The 15366-nt window shown below is 73.7% G+C and carries 9 protein-coding genes and 1 pseudogene; 4 read left to right on the top strand and 6 right to left on the bottom strand.

The features are described from left to right. Positions 1-11 precede the first annotated feature (11 nt). Positions 12-4697 carry a diguanylate cyclase gene (locus J2S41_RS28215; protein WP_310372058.1) on the bottom strand — a complete coding sequence of 1562 codons (4686 nt, stop codon included), beginning with the start codon at positions 4695-4697 and terminating at the stop codon, positions 12-14. A 120-nt stretch (positions 4698-4817) separates the two neighbouring features. Here J2S41_RS28215 and J2S41_RS28210 point away from each other — a divergent pair, with 120 nt between their 5' ends. Beyond that, positions 4818-5069 carry a hypothetical protein gene (locus tag J2S41_RS28210; protein WP_310372056.1) on the top strand — a complete coding sequence of 84 codons (252 nt, stop codon included), beginning with the start codon at positions 4818-4820 and terminating at the stop codon, positions 5067-5069. A 53-nt stretch (positions 5070-5122) separates the two neighbouring features. Beyond that, positions 5123-5497 (top strand): annotated as a pseudogene (locus J2S41_RS28205) (class I SAM-dependent methyltransferase); the annotation flags it as partial. Positions 5498-5868: 371 nt separating this feature from the next. Here J2S41_RS28205 and J2S41_RS28200 read toward each other — a convergent pair. The 5 genes from J2S41_RS28200 to J2S41_RS28180 all read right to left on the bottom strand — a co-directional run bounded on the left by J2S41_RS28200 (position 5869) and on the right by J2S41_RS28180 (position 11880). Next, positions 5869-6336 carry a nucleoside deaminase gene (locus J2S41_RS28200; RefSeq protein WP_310372054.1) on the bottom strand — a complete coding sequence of 156 codons (468 nt, stop codon included), beginning with the start codon at positions 6334-6336 and terminating at the stop codon, positions 5869-5871. After that, complete coding sequence (locus J2S41_RS28195) at positions 6333-9128, bottom strand: molybdopterin-dependent oxidoreductase (protein WP_310372052.1); 2796 nt, start codon at positions 9126-9128, stop codon at positions 6333-6335. Before J2S41_RS28195 ends, J2S41_RS28200 begins: the two co-directional genes overlap by 4 nt. 296 nt (positions 9129-9424) lie before the next feature. Next, positions 9425-10225 (bottom strand): FAD binding domain-containing protein, encoded by an 801-nt coding sequence (locus J2S41_RS28190; protein ID WP_310372050.1) that lies wholly within the window; start codon positions 10223-10225, stop codon positions 9425-9427. 219 nt (positions 10226-10444) lie between these two features. Continuing rightward, positions 10445-11641, bottom strand: a complete 1197-nt coding sequence (locus J2S41_RS28185) for a cytochrome P450 family protein (protein ID WP_310372049.1) — start codon at positions 11639-11641, stop codon at positions 10445-10447. Next, entirely contained in the window at positions 11638-11880 is a 243-nt protein-coding gene (locus tag J2S41_RS28180; RefSeq protein WP_310372048.1) for a hypothetical protein, read from the bottom strand. The genes J2S41_RS28185 and J2S41_RS28180 overlap by 4 nt, the downstream gene beginning before the upstream one ends. A 444-nt stretch (positions 11881-12324) precedes the next feature. Between J2S41_RS28180 and J2S41_RS28175 the strand changes: the two genes are divergently transcribed. Both J2S41_RS28175 and J2S41_RS28170 read left to right on the top strand, forming a co-directional pair. Next, positions 12325-14097, top strand: a complete 1773-nt coding sequence (locus tag J2S41_RS28175) for a glycoside hydrolase family 6 protein (RefSeq protein ID WP_310372046.1) — start codon at positions 12325-12327, stop codon at positions 14095-14097. A 214-nt stretch (positions 14098-14311) separates the two neighbouring features. After that, a complete protein-coding gene (locus J2S41_RS28170; RefSeq protein ID WP_310372045.1) occupies positions 14312-15355 on the top strand; it encodes a LacI family DNA-binding transcriptional regulator in 1044 nt (347 codons plus the stop codon). Positions 15356-15366 lie beyond the last annotated feature (11 nt).

Raw genomic sequence — 15366 nt, 5'->3', positions numbered from 1 at the left:
GAGCGGTGGGATCACGCGGCGGAGACCCGGTTCCGGCCGGACCGCTTGGCGTCGTAGAGGCACTCGTCGGCCAGCTTCACCAGCGTGTCCACCTGCACGTCCGGGCGGGGGAGCGCGGCGGCCACGCCGATGCTGACGGTGACCACGCCGTGCGGGGAGAGCGGGTGCGCCTCGCGCAGTCCCTCGACCGCGGACCGTACGCGTTCGGCCACCACCAATGCCTCGGCGAGCGGCGTCTCCGGCAGGATGATGCAGAACTCCTCGCCGCCGTACCGGGCCACGTGGTCGGTCGAGCGCACGCTGGCGGCCACCACCGCGGCGACCGCGGTCAGGCAGCGGTCGCCGCCCTGGTGGCCGTAGTGGTCGTTGTACCCCTTGAAGTGGTCGATGTCGATCATCGCGATGGACAGCGGGTGCCGGGGCCGGGTCGCCCGCCGCCACTCGTTCTCCAGCAGCGCGTCCATCCGGCGGCGGTTGGTCAGGCCGGTCAGCGGATCGGTGACGGCCAGCTGTTCCAGCCGCCGGTTCGCCTCCTCCAGCTCCCGCGTCCGGTCCGCGATCTTCGCCTCCAGCGACGCGTAGAGCTGCGCGTTCTCCAGCGACACCGCGAGCTGGCCGGTGACCAGGCGTACCGCGTCCAGCCGGTCCGCGGTGAACGCGTTACGGCTGCTCCGGTTCTCCAGGATCAGCACCGCGATGTTCTCGCCGCGCGCCACCACCGGGACGGCCAGCAGCGCGCACCGGGCCACGCCGGCGAAGTACGGGTCGCGGGCGAACCGGTCGTCGCGCACCGCGTCCTCGCTGACCACGGGCGCGCGCGTGCGGCGCACGTACCGGACCACGGAGCGCGGGCCGGAGTCGGTGTCGGACGTGACCAGCAGCGTCACGTCGGTGGCGCCGGTCAGCGCGCGCAGCACCTCGTCGACCCGCTCGCGCAGCGCGCCGACCCGCGTCTCCGAGCTCAGCGTGCGCGTCGCGTCCAGCACGCCGACCAGGTCGATGTCCGTGTTGTTGAGGCCGCTGCCCGGCGAGGCGCTGCCGCTGTGCAGCCGGTCCGGGTCGGCGCGCCGGCCGCGCAGCCACTGGTGCTCGGCCTCCAGCGCGCGGGCCTTCGCGGTGGCGCCCCACTCCACGTACGCGTCCCGGGCCAGCCCGAGCAGCCCGTTGCCGGCGTACTCGTTCCCCTCCGCGAGCTGGAACTCGGCCGCCCGCTCCGCGATCACCGCGTAGTGCCAGGGGCGCCGCCGGCGGCTCACCTCGCGGAGCGCCGTGTCGAACGCGGCCGTGGCCGCCCACCGGTCGCCGTCCCGGCGCGCCCGTTCCGCCGCGGCCAGCGCGGCCAGGTGGGAGAAGTTGCCGGGCGAGTCCCGGGCCCGCTCGGCCAGCCACGCCGCGCCGCCGTCCACGTCGACGCCGGTCAGCACGCTCAGCAGCCGGGTGGTGGTGACCAGGTAGAAACCGGGGTTGCGGGGCAGCAGCGCGACGGCCGCCGCGGCCGCGGCCCGGGCCGTCTCCCGGTCGCCGGTGATCAGCGCGGCCAGCCCGCGCAGCGCCTGCGCGGTGTGCGCGGCCGGGGCGTTCCCGGCCACCGCGGCCTCGTCGAAGTCCTCGGCCGGCTCGTCCCGCATCGCGCACCCGAACCGGCGGTACGCGGACTGGATCAGCCCCGCCTGCGCGTGCCCGGTGCGCCGCGCGTACCCGAGCGCGGACGTGACCTGCTCGTCCAGCGCCCCGAGCGAGCCGCTGTCCAGCACGTACGCGGCCAGTCCACTGCAGGCCAGCCCGGCCTGGGTGGTCGAGCCGGCGCGCACCAGCCCGGCGAACGCGGTGCGTGCGACCGGGAGCAGGTCCTCCAGCCGCTCGTGCCAGTGACCGGCCCAGGTGATGAAGACGAACCGCAGCTCCGCGGCGGTCCGCTCCCACCCGCGCCGCTCCGCCTCGGCCAGCAGGTGCCGGACGATCCGGTAGCCGCTGTGGTAGTCCTCGCGCGCGGCGATCAGCCCGAACCCGCCCGCGGCCACCGGTCCGGCGAGCCGCTCGGCCGGGCCGTCGGTCAGCCACAGCCGGTGCGCGGTGACCTGCAGCCACGCCATCACCATCGGCCCGGCGAACAGCGCGTTCGGCATCAGTGCGTTGATCAGCTCGGCCCGCGCCTGGTGCGCGCGGCCCCGGTTCTCCGGCCGCGGATCGCCATTCTCCGGCAGCGTCGCCGCCCACCAGGCCAGCCGCTCCATGCCCGCCTCGGCCACCGGGCGCGCCTCCTCCGCCGACCGGACGACCGGCACGCCGATCCGGTCGAGCAGGTCGGCGCCGAGCTCCAGCGCGTCCGCGAACCGGATCCGGCGGTTCAGCGCGCCGATCTGCACGCACGCGCTGGGCACCCGGCCGACCGGGTCCGGGCAGTTCTCCTCGATGTACCGGTACTCCTCGTCGCCCTCCTCCAGCCGCCCCAGCCGGCAGAGCGCGGCGTGCCGGTGGACGTGCAGCATGAGCAGCGCGAGCGGGTCGGTGCCGTCGGCGACGCCGATGGCCGCGGCGAGGAACCGCTCGGAGCGCTCCGGGTCCAGCACCCGGCTCGCCTCCGCGGCCTCGGTGAACAGCGTCGCGGCCAGCTCCCGGTCCGGGGCGGCCGGCGCGCCCGCGGCCAGGAACACCTCCGCGGCCACGCCCCGGTACGCGGGCGTCTCCGCCAGCCGGCGCGCGATCGCCGGTCGTACCGTGTCCGGTTCGTTCCCCAGCGCCTGCCGGACCCGGTGGCGGACCCGCACGGTCTCGCCGGCGAACACGGCCAGCCCGTCGTCCAGCGCCGGTGCGAGCGCCTCCAGGGCCTCGCCGGCCGGCTGCCCGCACGCGGCGCCGAGCAGTTCCGGCGTCGCCTCCCCGCCGAGGCAGGCCAGCGCCAGCAGCGGCGCGCGGGTCCGGTCCGGCAGCCCCGCGACCCGGTCCACCAGCCGCCGGCCGGTGTCCGCCTCGCCGAGGTGCCGGTGCAGCGCCGCCGCGTCCCACACCCAGCCGTCCGGGCCGACCCGCAGCGTGCCGGTCGTCCGCAGCTCGTTGAGCAGCGCCAGCACCTCCGCGGGGAGGCCGCCGGTGCGCTCGTGCACGGCCGCGGCCAGCCCGGCCGGGTCGCTCACCGGCACCCGCAGCACGTCCGTGACCAACTGCGTGACCGCGTCCAGCGGCAGCACGCCGAGCCGCAGCCGCAGCGTCTCGACGCTCGCGTCGGTCAGCACCGGCGCGGTGTCGCGGTGCGTGACCACCAGCGTCAGTCCCGGCACCGGGTCCGCCGTCACCAGCGCCTCGACCGAGCGCGCCGCGATCCGCGGTGCCAGGTGAAAATCATCCAGGGCCAGCACCAGCGGGTACGACTCGGCGACCACCGCCCGCAGCAGCGCGCCGGTGACCTGCACCAGCGCGCTCTCCACCTGAGCCGGGTCCAGCCGGGGCAACACACCCGGCGCGGTGTCGTCGCTCAGCACCACGCCGAACTCGGGCACCAGCGCGGAGACGACCGGGGCGTGCTCGCCGAGCGCGTGCCGGAGCCGGTCCCGCGTGCCGGACAGCACCGCCTCCGGCTCGGTCAGCAGCAGCCCGCCCAGCGCGCTCAGCGCCTCGCGCAGCCCGTCCCCGTCGGTGTCCGCGTGCCGCGGGTCGCACCGGCCGCCGACGTACCGCGCGCCCGCGTCCTCGGCCAGCGACCGCACCTCGGCCAGCAGGCTGGTCCGGCCGAGACCGGGTGACCCGCCGATGGTGATCAGCGGCACGCCCGAGGTCACGGCCGTGCGCAGCGCGGCGATCTCCGCGACCCGCCCGACCGGCCGGGGCGGCGCCACCAGGCGGGCCGGGAAGTCGCGTTCGCCGAGCGTGAAGCCGGTCAGCTCACGCCGCGCCACCCGCTCCAGGTCGTGCGCCAGCCCTTCCGCGCTCTGGTAGCGATGGTCCGGCTCCTTCTCCAGCAGCCGCATCACGATCGAGGAGAGCACGATCGGCACGTGCTCGTTCAGCACGGCCGGCTCCTCCGGCATCACCACCAGGATGTCGTGCACCAGCCGCAGCGGGTCGTCCTCGCCGAACGGCGGGCGGGCGGTCAGCGCCGCGTAGAGCGTCGCGCCCAGCCCGTAGAGGTCGGCGCGCTGGTCCACGCCGCGCCCGGTCCGGCCGGTCTGCTCCGGCGCCACGTAGGCGAGCGTGCCGACCAGCCGGCCCGCGTCCGGGCCCTCCACCTGCGCGGTGGCCAGCCCGAAGTCGATCAGCGTGGGCGTGCCGTCCGGGCCGAGCAGCACGTTCGTGGGCGTGATGTCGCGGTGCAGGATGCCGCGCCGGTGCAGGCCGGCCAGCGTGGCGGCCAGGCCGGTGGCCAGGCGCAGCGCGTCCGGCATCGGCAGCGGCCCGGCCGCGACCAGGGAGCCGAGCGTCCGGCCGCCGTCGGTGTCCGCGAGCGCCAGCACGTCGCCGTCGCCATCGCCGGGTGGCGCGAGCGCGGGCACGCCGGGCACGCCGGCCGCGCGTTCCAGCATCGCGCGCTCGTGCCGGGCCCGCTCCTGCGCACCCGGGCCGCGCAGCCGTTTGAACACGATCCGGTCCGTGGCACGGCGCGTCACGAGGGTGCGCTCGCTCTCGTAGAGCACCTCGTCGACCAGGACCATCGCGGCCGTGCCTCCAGCGGACGTGGACCGGGGCGCGACAGCACCCGTCATGCTCCCATTCGGCACCCGAACGGGGGTCTTCAGCATTTCCGCCGGCGGCCCTCGCGTACCCGCCGCCCGGTTCGTGCCGCCGGACCACCGAACGGGTGATTCGGTCCGCATAATGTCCACATGGTCAAGTGGGAGTACGCCTTGCTCATCCGCCGCCGCGTCCCGGACGGAGGTCAGTGGGTCATCACGTTCGCCTGGTACGCGCCGGACGGCACCGTGCAGGACGTGACCATGTACGGCACCGCCGTCATCTCACAGCTCAACCAGGCCGGTGCCGCCGGCTGGGAGATGATCTCCGCGTCCGAGGACGTGAACAACCTCCAGGGCACCACCGAGGTGCACCGCTACCACTTCAAGCGCCCGCTCGACTGACCCCTCGGGCGTGCCTCGCCCCGCCCCGCCCGCCACATGTGAATAATGCCCCCATGTCGGAACAATCGGACAAGGTCGTCCTGGGTACTCCCGACGAGGTGACGGGCGCGCTGCGGAGCACGGTGACCGCCCTGCTCCGCCCGCCCGCCGGGGCGCCGCTGCGCGCGCTGGAGGCCGGGGCCGGCAAGCGCATCCGCCTCGACGTGCCGGACGACGCCTACCTGGTCGGCGTGGACACCGACGGCACCGCGATGGGCCTCAACCCCCGGCTGCACGAGCGCGTCGTCGGCGACCTGCACGACTACGCGGCGCCGCCGGACTCCTTCGACCTGATCACCTGCTGGTACGTGCTGGAGCACGTCGAGCGGCCCGAGGTGCTGATCGGCCGGTTCGCCCGCATGATCGCCCCGGGCGGCCTGGTCGTGCTCGCGGTGCCACACCTGTGGAGCCCGAAGTCGCTGTTCACGAAGCTGACGCCGCACGCGTTCCACGTCTGGTTCCGCCGCCACGTGCTCGGCTTCCCCAACGCGGGCAAGCCCGGCTACGGCCCGTACCCGACCACGCTGCGCCGCTCCATCGCACCGGCCGCGATCGCCGCGCTGGTCGCCCGGCACGGCCTGGCGCCGGTCTTCGAGGGCTACTTCGAGGACGAGAAGCAGGCGCGGTTCCGCCGCCGGCTGGGGATCACCGGCCGGCGCTGGTCGCTGGTCCGCGGCCTGGTCCGCGCGCTCAGCCTCGGCCGGCTCGACGCGGCCCGCACCGAATACGTGGTGGTGCTGCGCCGCGACCCGGCCGGCGCTCAGTACTCCACCCGGTCCGGCCGGCTCGCCCAGGCCGTGAACGGCGCCACCCGATCGCCCGCCTCCGCCTGGACCACCGGCACCTCCCACTCCTCGCGCGGCTTGGCGAACAGGTCGTAGAACGCGCGGTCGTCGAAGCCCGCCTCCGCCGCGTCGTGCCGGTCCGCCGCGTAGACCACCCGGTCCACCCGGGCCCACAGCGCGGCGGCCAGGCACAGCGGGCACGGCTCGCACGAACTGACCAGCACGCAGCCGTCCAGCTTGAACGTGCCGAGCGCGCGGCAGGCGGCCCGGATCGCCACCACCTCCGCATGCGCGGTCGGGTCCAGCGTGGCGGTGACCCGGTTGACGCCGGTCGCCACCACCTCGCCGTCGCGCACCACCAGCGCGCCGAACGGGCCGCCGCCCGCGGCCACGTTCTCCACCGCGGCCGCCACCGCGAGGTCCAGCAACGCCCGGTCCGTCATCGCCGCTCCACCGCCGTCTCCTCGGGCAGCCCGGCCGCGAGCGAGACCGCGTGCGCGGGGCCGCCGGCCGGGTCGTCCGCGGTCACGCCGGCCAGCGCCAGCGCCTCCCACACCCGGTCGCGGGCCAGCGGCAGCGACGTCAGCCGTACGCCGGTCGCGTCCCGGACCGCGTTCGCCAGCGCGGGCGCCACCGGGTTGAACGGGCTCTCGCTCATCGACTTCGCGCCCAGCGGGCCCAGCGCGTCCTCCGTCTCGGCCAGCAGCACCTCGGTGCGCGGCACGTCGGCGAACTGCGGCACGTGATAGCCGCGCAGCGCCGGGTTGACCACGCGGCCGTCCGGCCCGATCCGCATCTCCTCGTAGACCGCCGCGCCCAGCGCCTGTGCCACGCCACCCTCGATCTGCCCGCGCAACTGCATCGGGTTCATCGCCACGCCGGCGTCCGCGGCCTGCACGCTCTTCAAGATCTTGATCTCGCCGGTACGCGGGCGCACCGCGACCCGGAAGCCGTGCACGTTGAACGCCACCGAGCGCGGCGTGCCGTCCGTCACCGCGTGCGCCCCGGTCGGCAAGCCGCCCTCGGTCGCGCGCCGGTGCAGCTCCGGCAGGCCGAGCATGGTGCCGGAGCCGCAGACCACGCCGTCCGCGGTCAGCTCGCACTCCTCCGGCGGCAACGTGGTCAGCAGCCCGGCCGCCGCCTGGAGACGCTCGCGCAGCGCCCGCGCGGCCAGCAACGTCGCGCGGGCGGCCACCACCACGCCGGTCGAGCCGTACGCGCCGGTGTCGTGCGCGACCAGCGCGGTGTCCGACTGCGCGATCGCGACCCGGTCCGGCGTGGTGCCCAGCGCGGTCGCGGCCAGCTGCAGGTGCACGGTGGAGGTGCCGTTGCCGAACTCCGTGGTGCCGACCATCAGCTGGTACGTACCGTCCGGCAGCAGCCGCACGTCCGCCTCCGCGTGATGGCCGCGCGGCGGGATCGTGTTTATCAGCGACAGCGCCACGCCGTCGCCGGTCAGCCAGCCCGGGCCCGGCGCCTCCTCCGGCGCGTCCGCCAGCGCGTCCCGGACCAGCGTCAGGCACTGGTCGAGGCCGTAGCTGCCGTACTCCACGTCGTCCAGTTCGTTGCTGACCGAGACCATCGGGTCGCCCGGCCGCACCACGTTGCGCTCCCGGAACGCGACCGGGTCCAGGTGCAGCATGCGGGCCAGCTCGTCCATCGCGGACTCGACCGCGAAGATGGTCTGGCTCAGCCCGTACCCGCGGAACGCGCCGGCCGGCACCGTGTTCGTGTAGACCGCGTACGCGTCGACCTTCTTGTTCGGGCAGCGGTAGACCGCGATCGACTCACCGCAGCCGTGGTGCAGCACGCCCACCGCGTGGTTCGCGTACGCGCCGGTGTCCGAGACCACGCGCAGCTGCAGCGCGGTCAGCGTGCCGTCCTCGCGCGCGCCGGCCCGTACCCAGATGGCCATGGGGTGCCGGCTGGTGGTGCCGGTGAACTGCTCCTCGCGGGTCAGCTCCAGCTGCACCGGCCGGCCCAGGCGCAGCGCGGCCAGCGCGGCCACGTCCTCGACCAGCATCTCCTGCTTGCCGCCGAAGCCGCCGCCGACCCGCACGGTCAGCACCCGCACGTGCTCCGGCGGCAGGTTGAACACCGCGCACAGCGCCTGCCGGGTCAGGAACGGCACCTGCGAGCTGGTCCGCACGGTCAGCGCGCCGCGCTCGTCCACCCAGGCCACACAGCCGTGCGTCTCCATCGCGGCGTGCTGCACGCGCTGGGTGTGGAAGATCTGCTCGTAGATCACGTCGGCCTCGTCGAAACCGGCCGCCACGTCGCCCAGATTGCCGTGGATCTCCGCGACCGTGTTGCGCTCCGGGAACGCGATCCGGGACTCCTCGGCCGGCTTGGCGTGGATCACCGGCGCGCCCGGCCGCATCGCCAGCTCCGGGTCGAACACCGCGGGCAGCACCTCGTACTCCACGACCAGCGCGCGCACGCCCTCCTCGGCCGCGGCCACGGTCTCCGCGACCACGGCCGCGACCCGCTGCCCGACGTGCCGGACCACGTCGTCCAGCACGCGGGTGTCGTCCGGGTCGTCCGTCATGTGCTCGTGCCGCGCACTGGAGAACAGCCGCTTCGGCGCGTCCTCGTGGGTCAGGACCGCGCGCACGCCCGGTACGGCCAGCGCCGCGCTGGTGTCGATCGCCACGATCCGGGCGTGCGCGTGCGGCGAGCGCAGCAGCTTCATGTGCAGCAGCCCGTCCGGCGGCAGATCCAGCGTGAACAGCGCGGTGCCGGTGACGATCGCGCGCGACGCCGGGGCCGGCAGGTTGCGGCCCGCGGCCTCGCCCGGCTCCGGCTCCTCCACGTGCCGCACGCCGTTGATCGCGTCCTCGATCGCGCGGTAGCCGGTGCACCGGCACAGGTTGCCCTTGAGCGCGTGCGGCAGGTCGGCGCGCTGCGCCTCGTCCAGCGCGGCCGCCGTCATGATCATGCCGCTGGTGCAGAACCCGCACTGGAAGCCCTGCGCCTCCAGGAACCCGCGCTGCACCGGGTGCAACTCGTCGCCGGTGGCCAGGCCCTGGACGGTGGTGACCTCGCGGCCCTCCGCGCGGAACGCGGGCGTCACGCAGCTGTGCACCGGCGTCCCGTCCAGCCACACGGTGCAGGCGCCGCAGTCACCGGCGTCGCAGCCCTTGCGCACACCGAACGCCCCCTGCTCCCGCAGGAACGTGCGCAGACACTGCCCCGGCCGCGGCACCCCGGCCGCATCCCTCCCGTCGATCCTCATGCTGGCCGGCCCTCCACGCTGCGGTTCCGGCCCGGGACGCCGCTGAGCCGATGATTCGCTCGCAAGCTCGCTGGTGCCGGGTTGGGGTGGGTTGGTGCGGTGGGTGGGTGGTCGGCGCTGAGCCGATGATTCGCTCGCAAGCTCGCTGGTGCCGGGTTGGGGTGGGTTGGTGCGGTGGGTGGGTGGTCGGCGCTGAGCCGATGATTCGCTCGCAAGCTCACTGGTGCCGGGTTGGGGTGGGTTGGTGCGGTCGGCGGGTGGTCGGCGCTGAGCCGATGATTCGCTCGCAAGCTCGCTCATGCCAGCTCCGCCCGGATCTCCTCGGCGAGCTCGAACGTCATGTGGCGGCGCCAGGCGGGGGTGCCGTGCACGTCGTCGTGGTAGGTGTCGGCCGGGACCGCGGCGATGGCGTCGCGCAGCTCGGCCGCGGTGGGTGGCGCCGGGAAGGACAGCCGCAGCGGCCGGATCACGGACGCGGTCACGGTCAGCTCCAGCCCGGCGGTGCGCCGCCCGATCAGCAGCGCCGCGGACCGGCCAACCGGGCTCAGCGACGTCTGCCGGAACGCGGCCGGCGAGCGCAGCGCCGCGACCGGCAGGTGCACCGAGCGCAGCAGCTCGCCCGGGGCCAGCGCGTTCCGCTGCGGGCCGGTGACCATCTCGCGCACGGGCAGCGCGCGCGACCCGGACGGCCCCCAGATCGTGCAGACGCCGTCCAGCGCGGCGGTCAGCGAGATCATCGGCCCGGCCGGCAACGCGAGGCAGATGTTGCCGCCGACCGTGGCCGCGTTCCAGATCTTGAAGCTGCCGAGCAGCGCGCGGCAGGCGAGCGGGAACAGCCGGGCCGCGAGCCAGTCGTCCGACGCCGCGAACGCGTGCAACTGGGCGAGCGTGCAGGTCGCCGCGATCTCCAGGCCCTGGTCCGTGACGGTCAGCGCGGGCCAGCCCAGGCTCGGCAGGTCGATCAGCCGGCGCAGTCGCGGCTGCGGCTCGGAGAAGAGCCAGGTGCCGCCGCCCAGCCAGGCGTCGCCGGGTCGCCACCCGGCCGTGTCCGGCGCCTCGCGCACCGCCACGACCTCGGAGATCGTATTGAGATCCACGCCCGCTGTGCTCCCGTCCGCCCACGTCGTTGATGAGCGTTTCAGGCTGTCGTGGGCAGGTATCGTCCAGATATACCGCTTGTCGCCGTCGTGTTACGGACCCGGCGTATCCACCCTAGGTCATTTGCCGGGCGCGGCCAGCCACTCGGCGAAGGTCGGCCCGCCGCCCCCGCTCGTGAGCTGCCCGCGGGCGGGCGCGGCCGCCCGCCCGGACGGGCTTCAGGTGTGACGCGAGGTGAGGCCGGTCACCGGCAGCGCCTCCAGCCCGTGGATGAGCGTGCCGGGCCGCCAGGTGAGCTCCGCGGGCGACACCGTCATCCGCAGGTTCGGGAAGCGGTCCAACAGGCCGGTGAACGCGATCTGCGCCTCCAGCCGGGCCAGCGGCGCGCCCAGGCAGTAGTGGATGCCGTGGCCGAACGCCAGGTGCGGCGTGCCGGTGCGGGACAGCCGCAGCTGCTCCGGGTCGGGGTAGCGGGCGCCGTCCATGTTCGCCGAGAGCAGGCTGACCATCACCACCCGGCCGGCCGGGATGTCCACGCCGCCGATGGTCAGCGGCTGCGCGCTGATCCGTACGGTGCTGGTCTGCACCGGGCTGTCGAAGCGCAGGAACTCCTCGATCGCGGACGGCAGCAGCTCGCGGCGGGCGCGCAGTTCCTCCCACCGGTCGCGCTCGGAGAGCAGCCGGTACACGCCGTTGGCGATCAGGTTGACCGTGGTCTCGTGGCCCGCGATGAGCAGCAGGAAGACGGTGGAGGACAGCTCCTCCTCGGTCAGCCGGTCGCCGCCCTCGCGCACCGCGATCATGGCGGACAGCAGGTCGTCACCGGGCGCCTTCCGCTTCTGCGTGATCAGCTCCTGGACGTACCCGTGCAGCGCGATCACGGCCCGGGGCGCCTCGGCCCGGCGGTCGCCGGGCGAGGTGACCAGGTTGGACCACGAGCGGAACGCCTCCCGGTCCTCCATCGGCACGCCGAGCAGCTCGCTGATCACCGCGATCGGCAGCGGAAACGCGAACGTCTCGATCAGGTCCGCGGCGCCGAGGCCGTCCATGGCGTCCAGCAGCTCCGCGGTCAGCGCGGTGATCCGCGGCCGCAGTGCCTCGATCCGCCGCGGCGTGAAGGTGGCCGAGACCAGCCGCCGCAGCCGCGTGTGGTCCGGCGGGTCGGCGGAGAGCATGTGGTGGGTGATCGAGGAGTGCACGTCGTCCGGGAGGTCCATCCGCCGCGGCGGGTGCAGCACGCCCTTGACCAGGCGCGGATCGGTGAGCGCGGCCTTCGCGTCGTCGTACCGGGTGACCAGCCAGGCCTCCACCCCACCGGCCAGCTCGACGCGGTGCACCGGCGCCTCCTCGCGCATGGCGCGGTAGACCGCGTGCGGGTCGGCGCGGAACACGGGTCCGTGGAGCGCGGTGGTCATGCGAGTCCCTTCCGGAGTGCGTCGAGGGCGGCCCAGACCTGCACGCGGCCCATCGGGGTGCCGTCGTCCGCCAGCTGATGGCCCTCGACCAGCTGCCAGCGGTCCTCACGCAGGCCGAGCCGGTCGATGCGGATCCAGATCGGCCAGACGCCGGCCCGCTGGTCGTCCTTGGCCAGCCGGAGCACGGTGCCCGGCGGTATCACCAGCGGTCCCGCCCGCACGTCACCCCCCGAGTTCACGCCGCCTCCCAGAGGCTGTGCGGAAAATCCGACCGGCATCGAAATTAGTGTACGGAATCGGCGCGCCACAAGGAGATCCCCGCCAGGTGACACGGGCCCGCTGCCAGTTGAAATGCACGTTCGTCCATTTCGACGCGTTGACGTGCAACGATGCGGTAATCGTTTCGTCATCCCTTGTGCATGGGAGCCCTCCCATGCAAAACTCACCGCAGTCGCATCCGGAGCCGATGCGCACGGCCGCCACAGGGCACGCGAGCGGTGTCTCACCGATCGCGAGGCGGGCCGAAACACCCCTCTTTCTTCGCGTTGCTCGCCGTCCGGGTCGGGCGGGCCGTCATCCGGCGTGTCCTTCGTGGGTCCTCGCTGTCCCGCGGACGGATCACGCCGCGCCGAGCGGAAACCAGTGCGCCCTCGGCTATCTGCGACAACCTAGGAGAATCCAGCATGAGACTCGGCTCGAGTCCTTCGCAGCGCTGGCGCCGCGGCCTGACCGCCGTCACCGCGCTCGCGCTCGGCACCACCGGCATCGTCGTGGCCGCCTCGCAGGCCAGCGCGGCCGCCGGCTGCAGGGTCACCTACTCGGTGAACCAGTGGAGCACCGGCTTCACCGGGAACCTGACGGTCACCAACCTCGGTGACCCGATCACCAACGGATGGAACCTCACCTGGACCTGGGCCGGGAACCAGCAGGTCACGCAGGGGTGGAACGGCGATTTCAGTCAGTCCGGCACCGCGGTGACCGTGCGGAACCCGTCCTGGGCCACGTCGCTGGGCACCAACGCGTCGGTGACCCCCGGCTTCCAGGCCACCTTCTCCGGCACCAACACGGCGCCGACCTCGTTCTCGCTGAACGGCACGGTCTGCACCGGCGCGGCGGGCCCCACCGGCTCGCCGACGGGCGACCCGGGCTCCCCGACGCCCGGCCCGACCACGCCGACCCCGGGCCCGACCGGCAACCCCGGCTCCAAGGTGGACAACCCGTACGTCGGCGCGCAGGGCTACGTCAACCCGGAGTGGAAGGCGAAGGCGGAGTCGGTGGCCGGCGGCAACCGGATCTCCAACCAGCCGACCGCGGTCTGGCTGGACCGGATCGCCGCCATCGAGGGCACCGAGGGCAGCAGCTCCAACGGCTCGATGGGCGTGCGCGACCACCTGGACGCGGCGCTGGCGCAGGGCGCGGGCTACATCCAGTTCGTGATCTACAACCTGCCCGGCCGGGACTGCGCGGCGCTGGCCTCCAACGGTGAGCTCGGCCCGACGGAGCTGCCGAAGTACAAGGCGCAGTACATCGACCCGATCGCGGCGATCCAGGCGGACCCGAAGTACCGGAACCTGCGGATCATCAACATCATCGAGATCGACTCGCTGCCGAACCTGGTGACGAACGTCGACGGCGCGGCCGGTACCGAGATGTGCCGCACGATGAAGGCCAACAACGGGTACGTCGACGGCGTCGGCTACGCGCTGGCCAAGCTGGGCCCGATCGCGAACGTCTACAACTACATCGACGCCGCGCACCACGGCTGGATCGGCTGGGACACCAACTTCGGCCCGTCGGCGACGCTGTTCGCCCAGGCCGCCAACGCCTCCGGCAGCACCGTGAACAACGTGCACGGCTTCATCACCAACACCGCGAACTACTCCGCGCTGAAGGAGCCGTTCTTCAACGCCGGCACCACGGTGAACGGCCAGTCCGTGCGCCAGTCGAAGTGGGTGGACTGGAACTTCTACGTGGACGAGCTGTCGTTCGCGCAGGCGTTCCGTACCGAGCTGGTCGCCAAGGGCTTCCGCTCGGACATCGGCATGCTGATCGACACCAGCCGCAACGGCTGGGGCGGCCCGGACCGGCCGACCGCGGCCAGCACGTCGACCGACGTGAACACGTTCGTCAACGAGTCCCGGGTCGACCGGCGCATCCACGCCGGCAACTGGTGCAACCAGTCCGGTGCGGGCCTGGGTGAGCGCCCGAAGGCGGCGCCGGAGCCGGGCATCGACGCCTATGTGTGGGTGAAGCCGCCGGGTGAGTCGGACGGCTCCAGCGAGCTGATCCCGAACACCGAGGGCAAGGGCTTCGACCGCATGTGTGACCCCACCTACACCGGTAACGCCCGCAACGGCAACAACCCGAGCGGCGCGCTGCCGAACGCCCCGATCTCCGGTGCGTTCTTCCCGGCGCAGCTGACCGAGCTGATGAACAACGCCTATCCGGCGCTGTAAGCCTTTCGCTGGGGTGCCCCCGGCCCGGCCGCCCGCCGGGCCGGGGGCTTTTCTCGCGTACCGCCGAGATTTGAAGATCGTGAATTTGATCCGTTGTCGCAGGATGCGTGCCGGTCGTAAAACCCGCCCTTGACGACCTCGGATGTTAACGCTAACAATGTTCCCCACATCACGGCGCTGTGAACGGCAAATTTCGGGAGGCGGTGAGCCGCGCATGCCGCGCAGACGGACGTCCGGCCCGCCCATCATGGCCGACGTGGCGCGCCTGGCGGGCGTCTCCCACCAGACGGTCTCCCGCGTGCTCAACGAGCATCCGAACGTGCGGGCCGAGACGCGCGACCGGGTGCTGGCCGCCATCGAGGAGCTGGCGTACCGGCGCAACTACTCCGCCCGCGCGCTGGTCACCAGCCGCACCCAGACGCTCGGCGTGGTCGCCTTCGACACCACGCTGTTCGGCCCGGCCAGCACGCTCTACGGCATCGAGCAGGCGGCCCGCGAGGCCGGATACTTCGTCTCGATCGTCAGTCTCAAGGCCATCACCCACGAGACGGTACGGGAGGCGCTCGACTACCTGGCCGCCCAGTCCGTCGACGGATACATAGTGCTGGCGCCGCAGCAGGCGGCCATCGAGGCGATCCTCGACCTGCCGCAGGGCTCCCCGGTCGTCGCGGTCGAGGGGCCGAACGCGGGGGACGTCCCGATCGTCGCGGTGGACCAGGCGGGCGGCGCCGCGCTCGCCACGCGATACCTGCTGGACCTCGGCCACCGCACGGTCTGGCACATCGGCGGCCCGGCCGATTGGCTGGAGGCGGACGCCCGGGTGCGCGGCTGGGAGGCCGCGCTCACCGCCGCCGGTGCGGCCGTGCCGCCGCCGATCCGCGGCGACTGGAGCCCGCGCTCCGGTTACCAGGCCGGCGCGGAGCTGGCCGCGATCGCGCGCGCGGAGCCGGGCCGGATAACCGCGATCTTCGTCGGCAACGACCAGATGGCGCTGGGTGCGCTGCGCGCGCTGCGCGAGGCGGACATCCGGGTGCCCGAGGACGTCAGCGTGGTGGGCTTCGACGACATCCCGGAGGCGGAGTTCTTCCCGCCGCCGCTGACCACCGTCACCCAGGACTTCACCGAGGTCGGGCGGCGCAGCATGCGCATGCTCCTGGGGCAGATCGACGCCGCCCGGCCGGACCAGTCACCCGACGCGCTGCGCGACATCGTGCCCGCGCGCCTGGTGATCCGATCCAGCACCGCCCGTTTTCTCTAACCAGTGAAGGA

This window comes from Catenuloplanes atrovinosus, from assembly GCF_031458235.1.
Lineage (GTDB): Bacteria > Actinomycetota > Actinomycetes > Mycobacteriales > Micromonosporaceae > Catenuloplanes > Catenuloplanes atrovinosus.
Note: the sequence above shows the minus strand (reverse complement) of the source record. Positions and strands in the feature narration are given on the sequence as shown.

Excerpts from the sequence above, each read along its gene's own strand:
- J2S41_RS28215 (WP_310372058.1), bottom strand. The coding sequence starts at position 4,697 with ATGACGGGTGCTGTCGCGCCCCGGTCCACGTCCGCTGGAGGCACGGCC.
- J2S41_RS28210 (WP_310372056.1), top strand. The coding sequence starts at position 4,818 with ATGGTCAAGTGGGAGTACGCCTTGCTCATCCGCCGCCGCGTCCCGGAC.
- J2S41_RS28200 (WP_310372054.1), bottom strand. The coding sequence starts at position 6,336 with ATGACGGACCGGGCGTTGCTGGACCTCGCGGTGGCGGCCGCGGTGGAG.
- J2S41_RS28195 (WP_310372052.1), bottom strand. The coding sequence starts at position 9,128 with ATGAGGATCGACGGGAGGGATGCGGCCGGGGTGCCGCGGCCGGGGCAG.
- J2S41_RS28185 (WP_310372049.1), bottom strand. The coding sequence starts at position 11,641 with ATGACCACCGCGCTCCACGGACCCGTGTTCCGCGCCGACCCGCACGCG.
- J2S41_RS28175 (WP_310372046.1), top strand. The coding sequence starts at position 12,325 with ATGAGACTCGGCTCGAGTCCTTCGCAGCGCTGGCGCCGCGGCCTGACC.
- J2S41_RS28170 (WP_310372045.1), top strand. The coding sequence starts at position 14,312 with ATGCCGCGCAGACGGACGTCCGGCCCGCCCATCATGGCCGACGTGGCG.